General features: G+C 70.8%; 15 protein-coding genes. 6 read left to right on the top strand and 9 right to left on the bottom strand.

The window, feature by feature from the left end; translation table 11 throughout:
* Positions 1–66: 66 nt before the first annotated feature.
* Positions 67–723: a VC0807 family protein gene (locus ACN22W_RS23220; RefSeq protein ID WP_419689554.1), complete on the bottom strand. Its 657-nt coding sequence runs from the start codon at positions 721–723 to the stop codon at positions 67–69.
* Between the two features lie 318 nt (positions 724–1,041).
* Between ACN22W_RS23220 and ACN22W_RS23215 the strand changes: the two genes are divergently transcribed.
* Together ACN22W_RS23215 and ACN22W_RS23210 are read left to right on the top strand one after the other, a co-directional pair.
* Complete coding sequence (locus ACN22W_RS23215; RefSeq protein ID WP_419689553.1) at positions 1,042–2,253, top strand: CynX/NimT family MFS transporter; 1,212 nt, start codon at positions 1,042–1,044, stop codon at positions 2,251–2,253.
* A 44-nt stretch (positions 2,254–2,297) separates the two neighbouring features.
* Positions 2,298–2,783 carry a DUF3331 domain-containing protein gene (locus tag ACN22W_RS23210; protein ID WP_419689552.1) on the top strand — a complete coding sequence of 162 codons (486 nt, stop codon included), beginning with the start codon at positions 2,298–2,300 and terminating at the stop codon, positions 2,781–2,783.
* A gap of 24 nt (positions 2,784–2,807) precedes the next feature.
* Here the strand turns inward: ACN22W_RS23210 and ACN22W_RS23205 are convergent, their stop codons facing one another.
* Positions 2,808–4,010 carry a GNAT family N-acetyltransferase gene (locus tag ACN22W_RS23205; RefSeq protein WP_419689551.1) on the bottom strand — a complete coding sequence of 401 codons (1,203 nt, stop codon included), beginning with the start codon at positions 4,008–4,010 and terminating at the stop codon, positions 2,808–2,810.
* 153 nt (positions 4,011–4,163) lie between these two features.
* Between ACN22W_RS23205 and ACN22W_RS23200 the strand changes: the two genes are divergently transcribed.
* The 4 genes from ACN22W_RS23200 (at position 4,164) to ACN22W_RS23185 (ending at position 9,561) form a co-directional block, all read left to right on the top strand.
* Positions 4,164–5,636: a PLP-dependent aminotransferase family protein gene (locus tag ACN22W_RS23200; RefSeq protein ID WP_419689550.1), complete on the top strand. Its 1,473-nt coding sequence runs from the start codon at positions 4,164–4,166 to the stop codon at positions 5,634–5,636.
* Between the two features lie 215 nt (positions 5,637–5,851).
* A complete protein-coding gene (locus ACN22W_RS23195; protein WP_419689549.1) occupies positions 5,852–7,426 on the top strand; it encodes a trypsin-like peptidase domain-containing protein in 1,575 nt (524 codons plus the stop codon).
* 227 nt (positions 7,427–7,653) lie between these two features.
* Entirely contained in the window at positions 7,654–8,865 is a 1,212-nt protein-coding gene (locus ACN22W_RS23190; protein WP_419689548.1) for an MFS transporter, read from the top strand.
* 150 nt (positions 8,866–9,015) lie between these two features.
* Positions 9,016–9,561, top strand: coding sequence for a DUF4303 domain-containing protein (locus tag ACN22W_RS23185; protein ID WP_419689547.1), 546 nt, complete (start codon positions 9,016–9,018; stop codon positions 9,559–9,561).
* A 57-nt stretch (positions 9,562–9,618) separates the two neighbouring features.
* On the opposite strand, the gene ACN22W_RS23180 is transcribed toward ACN22W_RS23185, so the two are convergent.
* The 7 genes from ACN22W_RS23180 to cobA all read right to left on the bottom strand — a co-directional run bounded on the left by ACN22W_RS23180 (position 9,619) and on the right by cobA (position 15,565).
* Positions 9,619–10,317 (bottom strand): fumarylacetoacetate hydrolase family protein, encoded by a 699-nt coding sequence (locus tag ACN22W_RS23180; RefSeq protein WP_048250865.1) that lies wholly within the window; start codon positions 10,315–10,317, stop codon positions 9,619–9,621.
* A gap of 126 nt (positions 10,318–10,443) precedes the next feature.
* Positions 10,444–11,385, bottom strand: coding sequence for a helix-turn-helix transcriptional regulator (locus ACN22W_RS23175; RefSeq protein WP_048250863.1), 942 nt, complete (start codon positions 11,383–11,385; stop codon positions 10,444–10,446).
* A 91-nt stretch (positions 11,386–11,476) separates the two neighbouring features.
* The gene (locus ACN22W_RS23170) at positions 11,477–12,265 is read right to left on the bottom strand and encodes a YkgJ family cysteine cluster protein (RefSeq protein ID WP_419689546.1); all 789 of its coding nucleotides are present in this window, start codon (positions 12,263–12,265) and stop codon (positions 11,477–11,479) included.
* A 61-nt stretch (positions 12,266–12,326) separates the two neighbouring features.
* Positions 12,327–12,926, bottom strand: coding sequence for a uracil-DNA glycosylase family protein (locus tag ACN22W_RS23165; protein ID WP_419689545.1), 600 nt, complete (start codon positions 12,924–12,926; stop codon positions 12,327–12,329).
* A gap of 102 nt (positions 12,927–13,028) precedes the next feature.
* Positions 13,029–14,081, bottom strand: a complete 1,053-nt coding sequence (locus tag ACN22W_RS23160; RefSeq protein WP_419689544.1) for a CmpA/NrtA family ABC transporter substrate-binding protein — start codon at positions 14,079–14,081, stop codon at positions 13,029–13,031.
* A gap of 5 nt (positions 14,082–14,086) precedes the next feature.
* Positions 14,087–14,683, bottom strand: a complete 597-nt coding sequence (locus ACN22W_RS23155) for an ANTAR domain-containing response regulator (protein WP_129515077.1) — start codon at positions 14,681–14,683, stop codon at positions 14,087–14,089.
* A gap of 120 nt (positions 14,684–14,803) precedes the next feature.
* The gene (cobA, locus tag ACN22W_RS23150; RefSeq protein WP_419689543.1) at positions 14,804–15,565 is read right to left on the bottom strand and encodes a uroporphyrinogen-III C-methyltransferase; all 762 of its coding nucleotides are present in this window, start codon (positions 15,563–15,565) and stop codon (positions 14,804–14,806) included.
* Positions 15,566–15,957: the final 392 nt, after the last annotated feature.

Raw genomic sequence — 15,957 nt, 5'->3', positions numbered from 1 at the left:
GAGACGCCGCGCATCATACAGCAGGCACGGTGACAGGCCGTCGCGCCCGCGCCGGCCGGTCGGCCCTCAGCGGCCGGCGACCTCGGTGACGCCGTCGCGGCCGCCGATGTGGACGCTGTTGCGCACGCGCATCCGCCGCCGGTACCAGAACGTCCACAGCAGCAGACAGCCGAACACGGTGTAGCCGATGATCGGCGACACGACCAGCACGCGCTCGACCGGCCACGTGATGACCATCCAGCAGCGCAGCAGCATTTCCAGCGTCATGAACCCGCCCCACACGAAGGTCATCCGCCGGAGCATCTGCCGCAGCCCGGGCTGGGCGGCCCAGACCGATTCGAAGTGCGCGGCGCCGCCGTCCATCTCGCGGGCGACCGTCGCGCGAGCGAGATAGAAGATCAGCGGACGTTCGCGGAACAGCGACAGCAGGAACACGACGCCGATCGTGCCCGACGCGAGCGATTCGCGCATCAGCAGCGTGCGCGCGCTGCCGCCGAGCGCCATCCCGATGATCGACAGCGCGATGCCGAGCAGCACGATGGCCGCCACCGCGTCGACGCGGCGCGAGCGGATGAATTCGACGATCGACCAGATGATGGGGGGAACAGCCGACGCGTACAGCGCGCCGGTTTCGCCGAAATGCGGATGCGCGACCCGGTAGGCGACCCAGGGCAGCAGCAGGTTGACGAAGAGTTCGAGAATCAGTCCGGCTCGCGGTTTCACGGTGCGCAAGTCCACGCAGGTTGGGGCGAACGCGCGCAGGGCGTGGTTGCCCGCGGTTGCCCCGAAAAGGGTTCGGTCCAGTATATCGAAGAATCAGGCGGGGCTGCGGGGTTGCAATGGTGGCTTGCGCCGGCGCGGGCGTCGCGCATTTGCGGCCGCCGGCAGCCCGAATCCCGCCCATTGCGGCGATCCGCGAAACGCAGCGTTGCGCACATTTCCCTTTACTTGAAGTTAACTTCAATTTGTATCATGTGCGCCAGTCCGATCGCGGCCGCGTGAGACATCCCGTTGCACGCGGCCGCTTCAACGGAGGTGGAGATGACCGAATCGTCTGTCGCGGCCGATGCCGCCGCGCTGCCGTCGCGCAGCTACCGGGCCGCCGTCGCGAACGTCGTGCTGGCGAGCATCGTGTCGGCGTTGCACGTCGGCAAGGCGACGATCGCGTTGCCGTCGCTCCAGCACGAATTCGGCGGCTCGCTCGCCTCGCTGAGCGGGATCATGTCGGTGTTTCCGTTCGTCGGCGTGTTCGGCGGGATCGCGGTCGGGCTGCTGGTGCGCCGCTGGGGAGACCGGTTGCTGCTGATGACGGGCCTCGTCATCCTCGGACTATCGAGTCTCGCCGGCGCGTGGGCGGGCAGCTTCGCGCTGCTGCTGGCCACGCGCTTCGCCGAGGGGCTCGGTTTCGTGATCGTGGTCGTTGCCGCACCGGCCGTGCTGAATCGCGTGACGCCGCCCGAGCGGCGCAATCTCGCGTTCGGCCTGTGGAGCACGTTCATGCCGGCCGGCATGGCGCTGTCGATGCTGGTCGGGCCGCTGCTCGGCGGCTGGCGCAACGGCTGGCTCGCGGCCGCGGCGCTGACGCTCGTCGCGGCGGCCGCGGTGCCTGTCACGACGACCGCCGACTCGCCATCGCGGCAGGCGGCCGCGCCGCGCATCGGCGCCGCGCTGCGTGACGTGCTCGCGTCGCGTTCGACGACGTTGCTGGCGCTGGGCTTCGCGACCTACAACGTGCAGTTCTTCGCGGTGATGACGTTCCTGCCGGTCTTCCTGATGCAGCGCCTCGGCGTCGCGGTCGGCGCGGCGGGGCTGATCAGCGCGGCGATCGTCGCCGCGTGCGTGATCGGCAACCTGAGCGCCGGCTGGCTGCTGTCGCGCGGCGCGCGGCCGGGGATCGTGATGGCCGCGACGTCGGTCGCGATCGGCGCGGCGGGCGCAGGGCTGTTCAGCGCGGCGACGCCCGCGCCGCTCGCGGTCGCGCTGGGTTTCGCGTTCTCGGCGATCGCGGGCATGTTGCCGGCGACGATCCTCGCGTGTGCGCCCGGCTCCGCGCCGTCGCCGTCGCTGGCGCCGCTCAGCATTGGCTGGGTCGTGCAGGGCAACTATCTCGGACAGGTGATCGGGCCGCTGACGATCGGTGCGATCGTCGGCGCATTCGGCTGGTCGGGCGGCATCGGGCTGATGCTCGCGGCGGCCGTCGCCGGTGCGGCGATCGGCCTGGCGCTGCTGCGCGAACCGATGGGCCGGCGCTGAGCGCGGCGCCGGTGCCGTTCAACCTGCACGGAAATCCGTCAAGCATGCTCAACACCATGGAAAGCCTGATCTGCGAAGAAGACGTGGCGTGCGATGCGCCGGCATTCGGCGAACACGATGCGGCACCGCTGCGCGGCGGTCATGTTGCGCATCCGCCGGTGACGATCGGTCACGCGCCGGCTCCGGAACATGTCGCGGCAGCGGTCTCGCCGTTGCGCCCGCAACTGTTCGTCACGGTGCTGGAGGCCGGCGACGACAGCCTGTTGATTCGGTGGGTCGAGAGTGGCCGTTGCCATTACGGCGAGCAACGCTGGCGCTTGCGGGTCGCGTTGCAGTCGGGGCGTTGCGCGATCTCGGGACGGCCGATCGAGCCGGGCGAGCCGGTGTTCCGGCCGGTGCGGCGGCCCGTGCCGGCCAACGGCGACGAGATGATCTGCCCGGCATCGGTGCCGGGCGCGACCGGCGTGGCGTGCCCGGATTTTGCATCCGGGCACGACGATGCGCGGGATCCGGCCGACGTTCTCGACTGAACGCCGGCCGGCCGCGCAGCCGCGTTACTTCTTCAGATCCTTCCGGTACTGGATGAACCCGGCATTGTTCGCGAGCCTGTCGTACAGCGCGCGCGCGGTCGTGTTGGTTTCGTGCGTGAGCCAGTACACGCGGCTCGCGCCGGCTTCGCGGGCATGTTCGTACACGGCCTCGATCAGCGCGCCGCCCGCGCCTTGCCCGCGTGCGTCGGCCGCCGTGTAGAGATCCTGCAGGTAGCAGTACGGCCCTTCGGTCCAGCACGAGCGGTGGTAGATCGAATGCACGATCCCGACCAGCGCACCCGATGCGTCGAATGCGCCGAGCACGAACATCGGTTCGGCGGGGTCCATCAGGCGGGCCCACGTCGTCGCGAACACCGCGTCGCTCAGCGCGGTGTCGTAGAACTTCTGATATCCCTGCCACAGCGGGCGCCACGCGGCTTCATCGGCGGCGACCAGCGGGCGCACCGTGACACGCGTCGCGTCGTTCGCGCGGCCGGCCGCGTCTCGGGCGCTGGCCTGCGCATGGCGGATCGCGGTGAGCGACTGGCGCTGCTCGCCCTGCGCGTCGAAGTTCTCCGGCGCGAGCCACGCGTCGAACGCGGCGCGGACGTGCGGCCATTCGCCGTCGATGATCGAGAACCACGCGGTGTCGCGATTGCGGCCCCGGTAGATGATCGCTTGCCGGAACGTGCCTTCGTAGCGGAAGCCGAGCCGTGCGGCCGCCTTGCGCGACGGCGCGTTCAGGTCGTCGCACTTCCATTCGTAGCGCCGGTAGCCGAGCGTGTCGAACGCGTACTTCATCAGCAGGAACTGCGCTTCGGTCGACACGGGCGTGCGCTTGAGCAGCGGCGAGAACGTGACGGAGCCGACTTCGATCACGCCGTTGGCCGGGTCGATGCGCATCAGCGCGAGCGTGCCGACCGCGCGGCCGGTGGCGCGGTCGATCACCGTGTAGTGGAGCGGATCGGCGCTCGCCTGCGCGCCGCGTGCGTAGTCGCGATAGCTCGACTCGTCGGTGTACGGGCCGTGCGCGAGATAGGTCCAGTCGCTGCCGTCGGGCGCTTGTGCGTAGGCAGCGTACAGGTCGGCTGCGTGGCGTTCGGCGTCGAGCGGCTCGAGCCGGCAGTAGCGGCCTTCGAGCACGATGCGCTCGGGGCGCGGGCGCGTGGACCAGTCGGGAACGGGGTGGCCGATGGGCTGCTGGAAGGCGTTGGTCAGCGTGGACAAGGTCGATCTCGCTTCGGTTGGCGGCCGGCGACATGCCGGCATGCAGACGATCGTAGTCGCGCCGAGGTACCATGAGAAGCGCCAGCCTTCGGCAAATTTATGGTGCCACGGTCCGTGCCCCGTGTTTCGCCCCTTTCACGTTGCGATGTTCCGATGACGACTGCCTTTCCTTCCGGCGACGCCCCGTTGCTGCCGCTCGACGCGCCGCTGGCGCGCACCCAGGGCGCGCCTTCGCTGCAGCGCCAGTTGCTGCGCCGCCTGCGCGACGCGATTCTCGGCGGCGCGATGCCGGCCGGCACGCGGCTGCCCGGCACGCGCGCGCTGGCCGAAACGCTCGGCGTGTCGCGCAACACGACGGCCGCCGTCTACGAGCAACTCGTCGCCGAAGGTTTCCTGCAGTCCGACCGCCGCGGCACGCGCGTCGTCGGCCTGTCGCGGCCCGCGCCGCCGCGCCGGCGTGCCGCGCCGCCGGCCGTCGCGCAGCGGCTCGGCCGGATCCGCCCGAGCCTCATCGGCACCGGTGAATCGGAGGGCTTCCGGCCGGGCGTGCCCGCGCTGTCGCATTTCCCGGTGGATGCATGGCGGCACGCGATCGACCGCGCGCTGCGCCGCGCCGGCCGCGACCTGCTCGCGTACGGCGATCCGCTCGGCGAGCGCGCGCTACGCGAATCGATCGCGCGCCACCTGGCCGTGACGCGCGGCGTGCGCTGCGATCCCGAGCAGATCGTGATCACGGAGGGCGCACAGGGCGCGATCTCGCTGTGCGCGCAATTGCTGACGAACCCGGGCGATACGGTGTGGGTCGAGGAGCCCGGTTATCGCGGCGCGCGCACCGCGATGCAGGCGGCCGACCTCGACGTCGCGCCGATGCCGGTCGATATGGAAGGGTTGCGCGCGGACGAGGACGACTGGCGCGAGCGGCCGCCGCGCCTCGTCTATACGACACCGTCGAACCAGTTCCCGACCGGCGCCGTGCTGTCGATCTCGCGCCGGCTCGCGCTGATCGATGCCGCGCGCCGGCATCGCGCGTGGATCATCGAGGACGACTACGACAGCGAATTCCGTCACACCGGCGAGCCGATCGGCGCGATGCACGGGCTCGCGCCCGATTCGCCCGTCGTTTATCTCGGCTCGTTCAGCAAGACGATGTTTCCGGCGCTGCGGATCGGCTTTCTGGTGCTGCCGGAGGCGCTGCTGGCCGCCGTGCGGACGGTGCTGCCGGAGATGCTGCGCGGCGGGACGCGCCATGTGCAGCTCGCATTGGCGGATTTCATCGAGACGGGGGAATACGGCCGGCATCTCGGGCGGATGCGCCGGCTGTATCGCGACCGGCGGCGCCTGCTGCTCGCCGCGCTCGACGGCAGCCTGAGCGTGCCGCACCAGGTCGAGGGCGGGCCGTGCGGATTGCATCTCGCGCTGCGGCTGCCAGCGCGTTATCGCGACCGCGCGATCGTCGACGCGGCGCGCGCGCACGGTATCGGGCCGTTTCCGCTGTCGGGGTTTTCGATCGAGGCGGCACGGGCGGGTAACGGGCTCGTGCTCGGTTTCGGCAATACGTCGGCCGATGCGTTCGAGCCGATGTTGCGGATGTTGTCGGCGATCGCGGAGCGGGTGAGCGGCGATTGAACCGTTGCCGGACTTGTGCGGATTGACGAATCGCGCACTTTGTCCGGAACGAGCGCCATCGCGGCTTCGCGGCCGTCGCACCACCCGGCATGCGGGTTTCGATTCATCTGTTCGAACAGGCCGCGTGGAGTATAAATGGATGCGTGTACCGGTGCTTGTCGGGCGCCTGCGCGTCTCGCGCAGGTCGGCGCCGCGACTGCCGGGGGAGGTGCACCGTGGTTCGCCAGTCGCTTGCTCGCGCCGTGTTTCACACCGCGCTGTTGGGAGGCGCGTTCGCCTTTTTTGTGTCGACGCCGCCGGCCGCCATGGCGGGGAGCGTCGCGCAGCCCGCCACACCCCCCGTCATAAAGGCCAGGCCGGCCGCCGCGCCTTATGCGATGCCGGTCGATTTTCCGGCCATCGTCGATCGTTACGGACCTGCGGTCGTGACGATCATGACCGCGCTCGAGCAGCAAACCGGCGGGCCGTCCTTCGCGATCCTCGATACCGACGATCCGCTCGCCGCGTTCTTCCGGCGCGCCGCGCCGCCGCCCGCGCAGGGTGTGCCGGCGCCGCCCGACATGTCGCCGCGCGCGGTGTCGGGCAGCGGCTCGGGTTTCATCGTCAGCGCCGACGGCCTGATCCTGACGTCCGCGCACGTGGTCGACGAAGCGACCGACGTGACGGTGCGGCTCACCGACCGCCGCGAATTCAAGGCGACGGTGCTGGCCGTCGATCCGCAAAGCGACGTCGCCGTATTGCGTGTCAACGCAACGAAGCTGCCGTTCGTGCGCATCGGCGATTCGGCGAAGGTGCGGGCGGGCGAACCGGTGATGACGATCGGCGCGCCGGACGGATCGGGCAACACGGTCACGGCCGGCATCGTCAGCGCGACGTCGCACCGGCTGCCGGACGGCAGCGCGTTTCCGTTCTTCGAAACCGATATCGCGCCGAATCCCGACAACTCGGGCGGCCCCGTGTTCAACCGTGCGGGCGACGTGATCGGCATCGTGGTGGAGGTCTATACGGGCGCCGACCGCTACGCGAGCACGACGTTCGCGATCCCGATCGCGTTCGCCGCCAAGGTGCGCGCGCAGCTACAGGCACAGATGCAGGAGCAACAGGCGCAGCAGGCACCCGCGCCGGGCGTGCCGTCCGGCAACGCGTTCGGTCTCGACGTGCAGGATGTCGGCATCGGGCTGGCCGCGGCGTTCGGGCTGCCGCGTCCGGCGGGTGCGCTCGTCAACGGCGTCGCGCACGGCTCGCCGGCCGCCGCGGCCGGCGTGAAGCCCGGCGACGTGATCGTGAAGCTGGGCGACAAGGCGATTGGACACTCGGCCGAACTGAACGACCTGGCCGCCGCGCTGCCGCCGGGCCAGAAGGCGCCGCTGCGCGTGATTCGCAAGCGCGCGCCGGTGATGCTGACGATCACGGGCGCCGACGAGGCGGCCGGCAACGCGGGCGCGACGGTCGGCATGGCTGCACCGATGGCCGCTGCGCGACCGGGCCCAGGGCCGGGAGCGGGGCCGGCGGCGGGTGACGGTGGCGACCGTCTCGGGCTGACGATGCACGCGCTGAGCGACGACGAGCGCCGTTCGACGGGGCTCGCGGTCGGGATGATGGTCGACGCGGTGCATGGCCCGGCGGCGAACGCGGGCATCCAGCCGGGCGACGTCGTGCTGGAGCTCAACGACACGCTGCTCGAGACGCCGGACGACGTGCCGTCGCTCGAAGCGAACGGCGGCAGCGTGATTGCCGTGCTGATCCAGCGCAACAACGCGCGGAAGTTCGTGTCGGTGCGTGCGCGTTAACGCGTTGACGCGGTTGGCGTCGTCCGCCTACCATCGTTCGATATCGCTGGCAGTCAATCAGGCATTCAGGAGCCATCCGGCATGAAAGCGGCATTCATCATCGTAGTCGTACACAGGCGCAGGGTCCGGTAGCGGCACCGCGCCGGCACCCCTGCGCCCCCGACTCGTTCGGGGGCTTTTTTTTGCATTGCGCACGGCCATGCGGCGCGTGCGCGGAGGGCATCCGCTTGCAAACGAACCTGCCGATCGCTTCCGAACCGGCGTCGCCGAGACACGCGACGCTGATCCTGCTGTGCGCGTTCTCGGTGCTGCCGCTGAGCCTGTTCCTGCCGTCGCTGCCGGCAATCGCGCGCGACCTGCGCGCCGACTATGCGCTCGTCGCGCTGTCGCTCGGCGGTTACGCGGCGGTGGCCGCGTCGCTCGAGTTCGTGATGGGGCCGCTGTCGGACCGGTTCGGGCGAAGGCCGATCGTGCTGACGAGCGTCGGCGTGTTCGCGCTCGGCTCGCTCGGCTGCGCGATGGCGACCGATATCCGCGTGTTTCTCGCATGCCGGCTGATGCAGGCGGCCATCACGTCGGTCTATCCCGTGTCGATGGCGACGATCCGCGACGCCGGTGGTGGCAGCCGTGCTGCGAGCCGGATCGGCTATGCGGCGATGGCGGCCGCATTCGCGCCGATGCTGGGCCCGACGCTCGGCGGCGGGCTCGACCAGTCGGTCGGCTGGCGCGCGAGCTTCTGGTTGCTCGGCGCGGCCGGCATCGCGTTGTTCGGCTGGTGCGCGTTCGATCTCGTCGAAACCCATACGAACCGGTCGTCGAGCCTCGGGCGGCAGCTGCGCGCGTATCCGGCGCTGCTCCGTGCGCGCCGTTTCTGGGCCTACGCACTGTGCATGGCGTTTTCGACCGGCTCGTTCTACGCATTCCTGGCCGGCGCGCCGCTCGCCGCGAAAACGGTGTTCGGCATCGCGTCGGCGGAGATCGGCTTCTACATGGGGACGATCACGGCCGGTTTCGTGTGCGGCAGCTTTCTGGCCGCGCGTTACGCGCGCCGCTTCGCGCTGGCCACGACGATCCTGTGCGGGCGCGTCGTCGCGTGCGCGGGGCCGCTGATCGCGCTCGCGCTCGTGTCCGGCGGCGCGCCGCATCCGATCGCATGGTTCGGGCCGTGCGTGCTGGTCGGCATCGGCAACGGGCTGTCCAATCCCGGCGCGCATGCGGGCGCGGTGTCGGTGCGCCCGGATCTGGCGGGCAGCGCGTCGGGGCTGGCCGGTGCGATGACGATCGCCGGCGGCGCCGCGCTTTCGTCGCTGACCGGCGCGGTGCTGACGGTCGGCAACGCGGGTTATGCGCCGCTCGCGATGATGCTGCTGTCGGCCGCGATTGCGCTGGTGGCCGCGGTCTGCGTGCACGTGTTCGATGCGCGAGCCAGCGGACGGTGAACGCGGGCGCGGCACACCGAAGCGCGGAAATGCGGGCCCGCTACCGTGTGACAGGCGATTGGCGGACAATTCGGCCCAGGTCGGGAGACGACGAACCCTCCGCAAGCCGTATTCCCCGACGCATGCGAAGGGCGAATGAACGAGGTAACGATGGACGACTTTTCTGATTTCCAGCGGGACATTGCCGACGCTGCGCGGGCCACCTTCAACGCGCTGCGCGCGCTGCACCCGGACGAGCATTTCTACGCGTTCGCGCTTTATACGGACAGCGGCGCGATGACGGTGGTGCCGGCGGCCAATTCGGTCGAAGGGCTGAGCCGGATCCGCGCGCAACAGGCGATCGCCGATGACGATCGGGACCCGTGGTACACGTGGGGCTTTTCCGAGTGGGCGTACGCGGCGGCGGAAGCGTCGCCGTTCAATGCAATCTGCGGAAAGCTGGCCGATGCCGTGCTGAGCCCGCAGTTTGTCCGGTCGAGATTCGCGGAATTTTCCCGGCAACTCCACGCGGACATGATCGAGGCGTTGCGGCTGCTCGATCGCGACGGCCTGTTCGGCACGGGCGAGGCCAGGGCGGCCATCACGCTGTTCGTATCGATCAGCGACGACGATGCGGCTGAGGCGCTGGAAAACGAATCGGCGAAAGCGCTGAATCCGCCGGCGGTCGTCGACACGTTCCTGCGCCGCTACGACTGACCGGAAGCGGGACAGGGCATGGCGGCTACCGGACGGGCGGCCGCCATGCCTGCGTCGTCAGGGCTTCGCGCCCATCACGAACTCGAACGTCGCGACGCCGTCGACGCCGCCCGTCACGCGGTCGCCCGGCTGCAGCGCGCCGACGCCGGCCGGCGTGCCGGTGAAGATCAGGTCGCCGGCCTTCAGTTCGACCGAGCGCGACACGTACGCGATGACGTCGGGCACGGCCCAGATCATGTCGGCCAGATCGCCTTGCTGGCGCGTTTCGCCATTGACGGCGAGCCAGACGCGGCCCGTCGCCGGGTGGCCGGTGGCCGCGGCCGCGCGCAGCGCGGTCACGGGGCCCGACGCGTCGAAGCCCTTCGCCCAGTCCCACGGACGGCTCAGCTTTTTCGCTTCGGCCTGCAGGTCGCGGCGCGTGAGGTCGACGCCGACGCCGTAGCCCCACACGTGCGACAGCGCGTCGGCCGGGTCGATCGAGCGGCCGTCCTTGCCGATCGCGACCACCAGTTCGATCTCGTGATGGAGGTCGTTCGTCAGCGGCGGATACGGGACGGTGCCACTTGCGGGGACGATCGCGTCGGCCGGCTTCGTGAAGAAGAACGGTGGTTCGCGGTCGGGATCGGCGCCCATTTCCCGGGCGTGGTCGGCGTAGTTGCGGCCGACGCAGAATACGCGGCGCACCGGAAAGCGCGCGGACGCTTGTTCGACTTCGACGGAAGGACGCTCGGCGGCGTCGATGACATAGGCGGACATCGGATGGCCTCGTTCGGTAGGAAGACGGATGCCGGCGCCCGTGCGGCGCACGGGCCGGCATGCATGCAACGATACCGGACGCGCGTGCGGCCGGATGCGACGCAAGTGCGTTTTACCGGGACAAAACTACGCGTCGGCGGCCGCCGGCGCATCGTCGCCGGCCGGCAACGCGGCGTTCGCGTCGCGGTAGGCCTTCGGCGACACGCCGACCCGCGCGCGAAAGCGCCGCGCGAAATACCCTTCGTCGCGGAAGCCGACCGAGCGCGCGATGTCCGCGATGCGCCGGCTCGTATGGGCCAGCAGCGATTGCGCGAGCGCGATCCGGCGCTCGGTCACGAGATCGGTGAAGGTGCTGCCGGTTTCCTTGCGGACCAGGTGCGCGAGGTAGTTCGGCGACAGGAACGCGGCCTCGGCGGTCGCGGCGAGCGTCAGGTCCTCGCGGGTCAGGTTCGCGCGCACGTGCCGCAGCACGCGGGCGAGTGCGTCGCGCCGGCCCGCGCGCTGGGCGCCGCGCTGCGCGAGCTTGTCGAGTGCGCCCGCGTATTGCGTGCAGACGAGCCCGATCAACTGCAGCAGGTAGCCGCGCAGCAGCGTGGTCGAGCCGAAGGTGCGCACGCGATCGGTGTCGAGCATGCACAGCGCGAGGCGGCGCGCTTCGTCGTACGTGTCGCCGGTCAGGATGAAGTCGAGATGTTCCTGGAAGCGGAACGGCGTCAGCTCGGGGAAGCGCTGCGCGGGCACATCCTCGAGATCGAGCGGATCGACGTCGAGATCGGCGCGCAGGAACGCCTGGCTGAAGTTGATCACGATGAAGTGCGCGCCTTCCGGATGCGGGATCAGATGCTCGCGGTGCGGCAGCACGAAAGCGAGCGCGCCGCGCGGAAACGGCCGCGTGACGCCGCCGATCCGCTGCTCGGTGTCGCCGCCGAGATTGAACTGGATCTGGAAATACGCGTGCCGGTGCGGCTCGGTGATCGCCTGGCGCGACGCCTGGTCGCGGATGTAGAAATCGAGCCGGTCGCTGCGTTCGGGCATCCCGTACAGGCGCGGCGGGGCGGTGGAGGGCATGAAGGATTCTGCTGTTCGTGACGCGGTTGAGCCGCGATGGTACAGCGAACCGGGCGCGGCCGGAATGTGTGGCGGCCGCGCTCGGTGGCGATCAGGCGTCCGGATGGAAGCCGAGATAGCGGGTGTCCGGGCCCGCCAGGCTAGCGGCAAGCCGGCTCGACGCGTCGACCGACGCGAGTGCATCCGTCGTCGCCGCGCGGTTCGACACCAGCGTCCAGGCGAGCGTGTCGTCGGCGGCCACCGTCGGCGTCGCGAGCAGATCCGTCAGCGCGGCGAGCAGCGCGGGCGCGGGCGGCGCGTGAATCACGAACCCTTCATTGGCCACGGCCGCCGTGTCGATCCCCAGCACCGCGCACAGCCGTGCGCGCAGCGGCGTCTCGGCTTCGCTCGCCGCTCGCGAGCGCGCGATGCTCTCGCGCGTGTCGGCGTCGACGATCGTGCCGCCGCGGATCAGCGGCGTCTGCTGCCATGCGTCGGACGGGCATTCCTTGCCGCCGGGCGTCAGCGGCACGAACGGATTGATCTCGGCCGGGTAGATCCGGCACACGAGCGGGCGTTCGTCGTAGATCGCGCAGCGCAGGTCGTCGCGCAGGTTCGGGCAGGGCCCTGCATGGGCGGCGGTGAGCACCACCGTGACGCGCACGGGCAGCGAGCCGCTGAGCGCGGGGGTCGAACGGGCGCGCTTGTAGGCGGCGAACGCGTTGTCGGGCTCGGGTTCGACGAGCCATGGCATCGCGTCGCACAGCAGCTCCACGTGACCGCCGCGCCGCAGCCACGCGATCGCCTCGCCGATCGTCAGGGGAATGCGCAGGTCGCGGCAGCATCCGCCGCAGCCGGTGCAGGCGAAGTCGATGTCGGGGGCGGTGACGGTATCGTTCATGGGGTGTGTATCGGGGGTTTGGGCGCGCCGCGAAGCATCGCGACGCCGCCGGTGGTTTCATTCATCGGTCGAGCAGCGGTGCCACGCGGCGGCGCAGCTCGGGCACGACGTCGGCGTCGAACCACGGATGGTGCTTGAACCACGCCTGGTTGCGCGGCGACGGATGAGGCAGCGGCAGCACGTCGGGGCCGTAGTCGCGCCATGCGTGCACGGTGTCGGTGAGCGTCGCCTTGCGCGTGTCGCGCAGGAAATGCCGCTGCGCGTACTGGCCGACCAGCAGCGTCAGCCGGATCGACGGCAGCTCGGCGATCAGCCGTTCGATCCACAGCGGCGCGCATTCGGAGCGCGGCGGGTTGTCGCCGCTCGCGCCGCGGCCCGGGTAGCAGAAGCCCATCGGCACGATCGCGAAACGCGTCTCGTCGTAGAAGGTGTCGGCGTCGACGCCGAGCCACTCACGCAGCCGCTTGCCGCTCGCGTCGTCCCACGGGATGCCGCTCGCATGGACGCGTGCGCCGGGCGCCTGCCCGACGATCAGGATTTGCGCGTCGCGATGGGCGCGCACGACGGGGCGCGGGCCGAGCGGCAGGTCGGCTTCGCAGACGCGGCACGCGCGGATTTCGGTGAGCAGCACGTCGAGCGGCGCGTGCGTTCGTTTCGGCATCGATTCGGATCGGGGACAGAGTGGCCATGCAGTGTCGCCCGGGTGGCCGGAGCGGCGTGGTGTCGCGCCGGCGCGCGCGCCGCATGCATCACGCGGCGCGCATCAAACCCGCGACGGGCCCGGTGCGCCGCCTTCGGCGACGGCAGCATCATACAACGCGGTCTGCGCGATCGCCGCGGCGATTTCCGTGTCGTCGTGCGAACCGTCGAGCATGCCCCAGCGCCGGTATTGCGACAGGAACCACCTGGCTTCGAGCGGATCGGGCCGGTTCACGGCGCCGCCGTCGTGGAAGCGGATCGGCAGCGGCGGCTCGGCGTAAGGCCCCGCGCCGTAGTCGCCGAGCAGGCGCGGCGCGATCAGCCGGGCCGGCACGCCGAGCGCGTCGGGCGACGCGAGCCAGTCGGCCGCCTCACGGCGGTGCGCGGGGCTGTCGAGCCACGCGCACGCATCGACGAGCGTGCGAATCAGTGCGCGCGCGGTCGCCGGATAGAGCGCGACGAAGTCGCGCCGGGCCGCGAGCACCTTCTCCGGATGATCGGGCCAGATCTCGCTCGTGACGGCGACGGTCCGGCCCGCGCCGCAGGCGTCGGCCACCGCATGCCACGGCTCGCCCGCGCAGAAGCCGTCGAGTTCGCCGTTCGCGAGCGCGGCGACCATCTCGGGCGGCGGGATCACGACGCTGCGCACGTCGCGCAGCGGATCGACGCCGTGCGATGCGAGCCAGTGATTCAGCCACATCGCGTGCGTGCCGGTCGGGAATGTCTGCGCGAGGAGCGGCTTGCGGCCGAGCGTCGCGACGGCCGCGCGCACGCTGCCGCTTGCGCGGTACGCGTCGGCGAGGCTGCGCGAAAACGTGATCGCCTGGCCGTTGCGGTTCAGCACCATCAGCGCGGCCATGTCGGCCTGCGGGCCGCCGATGCCGAGCTGCAGCCCGCAGACGAGCCCGTACAGCGCATGCGCGGCGTCGAGCTCGCCGCTCAGCAGCTTGTCGCGCACGGCCGCCCACGACGGCTGGCGGTGCAGTTCGAGCGTCAGGCCGTGCGGTGCGCCGAGGTCCAGGCGCTGTGCGACGATCAGTGGGGCCGCGTCGCTCAGCGCGACGAAGCCGAGGCGAAGATGCGCGCGTTCCGGCGCGGCGGGGGGCGAAGTATTCATGGCGGTCATGGCTGAGGTGTCGCGTCGAGCAGTTGCCGCGCGACGTCGACGATGCGCAGGCCCTGATCCATCGCGCGCTTGCGCAGCGCTGCGTACGCGTCGTGCTCGGACAGCCTGCGCTGGTCCATCAGCACGCGTTTCGCGCGATCGATGAGCTTGCGCTCGGCGAGTTCGCGCTCGACGTCGGCGAGCCGGCGGCGCAGCGCATCGTCGTGCGAGAAGCGCGCGAGCGCGACTTCGAGAATCGGCGCGAGGCGCTCGGCCGACAAGCCTTCGACGAGATACGCGCTGACGCCCGCGCCGACTGCCGCGCGGATCAGCGCCTGGTCGCCGTCGTGGCTGAACATCAGCACCGGGCGCGGCGCGGTCGCATGCATCACCGCGAGTTGCTCGAGCGTATCGCGCGATGGCGAATCGGTATCGATGATCACGACGTCGGGGCGTTGCTCCTCGACGGCCGCCGGCAGGCGCGCGGGCGTCGCGACGTCGTTCAGCATCTCGTAGCCGAGGCGCGCGAGCGCGTCGCCGAGTTCGCCGATCGGCTTGTCGGTGTCGGTGACGAGCAGCACGCGCAGGCGGGCGGATGGGGCAGACGAACTCATGAGGCGAGCAGCAGGGGCGGCAAAGCTTCAGCGCAAGGCGCGAACGATGGATGCCGGCCGCAAGCGCGGCCGGCGTTGACGGCAAGGGGGAGCGGCTGAAGCCGCGCGATGCCGCGCATGCTAGGCGGCCCTGGACAGCGCCGCTTCGCCGGCGGCATCCGCGCACTGCACGGCGGCTTCGCCGATCGCGCCGCCGACGAGGATCACGGCCGGGCTGCCGAGCCGCGCTTCGTCGATGCCGCGCGCGAGGCCGCCGAGCGTGCCGGTCCAGCGGCGTTCGTCGGGCGTGCCGGCCCATTGCACGGCCGCGGCCGGCGTCGCAGCCGGCAGCGCGGCGAGCAGGCCCGCGGCGATGCTGTCGACACGGCTCATCCCCATGTAGATCGCGAGCGTGGTACCGGTCGCCGCGAGTCGCGACCAGTCGGGTTCGCCGTGGTCCTGGCGGTGCGCGGTGACGAACGTGACGCCCTGGCAGTGCTCGCGGTGCGTGAGCGAGATGCCGAGACTCGCGGCGGCCGCGAATCCCGACGAAATACCGTTGACGATCTCGACCGGAATCGCGGCGGCGCGCAGCGTCGCGAGTTCTTCGCCGGCGCGCCCGAACAGCAGCGCGTCGCCGCCTTTCACACGGACCACGTGCGCGCCGCGCTGCGCGTAGCGGCGCATCAGCCGCTCGATGAAGGCCTGCGGCGTGGAGCGGCAGCCGCCGCGCTTGCCGACGCGGATGACGCGCGCCTGCGGTGCGAGTTCGACGATGCCGGGGGCGACGAGATCGTCGAGCAGCAGCACGTCGGCGGCGGCCAGCGCCTTCACGGCCTTCAGCGTGAGGAGATCGGGATCGCCGGGGCCGGCGCCCAGCAGCGTGACTTTGCCAGTCGTCATGTCGTGTTCCAGTGCCGCGTGCGTGCGGCGGTCGTTAATGCATTGTCGGCGTGGCGGCGGGCGGTCGAAGCACACGGGCGTCCGGCCGTGCCGCGCACGGGGGGACGCCGTTGTCCGGATGGGCCCGTCGTGATCGACGGGCAAGGTTTGCGGGGACTGCCCACCGGCGCCGTTGCCGGTGTGATGCAGAAGGTTCAGCAATATCCGGGCCAGCCGCCAACACGCGCGGCGGGCGCGTCGCGCAACGCAACACGAGACGGCCGCAGGCCTGCCTGCGACTGCCGCGCGCGGGCAGACGCCGTGCCGCAACGGCGTGCATCGTGCCCCGTCAGCGCGCACCGCGATGTCGCACGGCGACAGTGCTGCAGCGCACCACATCTGTGCCTCGCTGC

It is taken from the genome of Burkholderia theae, from assembly GCF_048565265.1.
Taxonomy (GTDB): domain Bacteria; phylum Pseudomonadota; class Gammaproteobacteria; order Burkholderiales; family Burkholderiaceae; genus Burkholderia; species Burkholderia theae.
Note: the sequence above shows the minus strand (reverse complement) of the source record. Positions and strands in the feature narration are given on the sequence as shown.

Bases quoted from the DNA above. Each gene is read 5' to 3' on its own strand.
- ACN22W_RS23180 (WP_048250865.1), bottom strand. From the start codon at position 10,317: ATGTCCGCCTATGTCATCGACGCCGCCGAGCGTCCTTCCGTCGAAGTC.
- ACN22W_RS23165 (WP_419689545.1), bottom strand. From the start codon at position 12,926: ATGCCGAAACGAACGCACGCGCCGCTCGACGTGCTGCTCACCGAAATC.
- ACN22W_RS23155 (WP_129515077.1), bottom strand. From the start codon at position 14,683: ATGAGTTCGTCTGCCCCATCCGCCCGCCTGCGCGTGCTGCTCGTCACC.
- ACN22W_RS23215 (WP_419689553.1), top strand. From the start codon at position 1,042: ATGACCGAATCGTCTGTCGCGGCCGATGCCGCCGCGCTGCCGTCGCGC.
- ACN22W_RS23185 (WP_419689547.1), top strand. From the start codon at position 9,016: ATGGACGACTTTTCTGATTTCCAGCGGGACATTGCCGACGCTGCGCGG.
- ACN22W_RS23210 (WP_419689552.1), top strand. From the start codon at position 2,298: ATGCTCAACACCATGGAAAGCCTGATCTGCGAAGAAGACGTGGCGTGC.
- ACN22W_RS23170 (WP_419689546.1), bottom strand. From the start codon at position 12,265: ATGAACGATACCGTCACCGCCCCCGACATCGACTTCGCCTGCACCGGC.
- ACN22W_RS23200 (WP_419689550.1), top strand. From the start codon at position 4,164: ATGACGACTGCCTTTCCTTCCGGCGACGCCCCGTTGCTGCCGCTCGAC.
- ACN22W_RS23160 (WP_419689544.1), bottom strand. From the start codon at position 14,081: ATGAATACTTCGCCCCCCGCCGCGCCGGAACGCGCGCATCTTCGCCTC.
- ACN22W_RS23175 (WP_048250863.1), bottom strand. From the start codon at position 11,385: ATGCCCTCCACCGCCCCGCCGCGCCTGTACGGGATGCCCGAACGCAGC.
- cobA (WP_419689543.1), bottom strand. From the start codon at position 15,565: ATGACGACTGGCAAAGTCACGCTGCTGGGCGCCGGCCCCGGCGATCCC.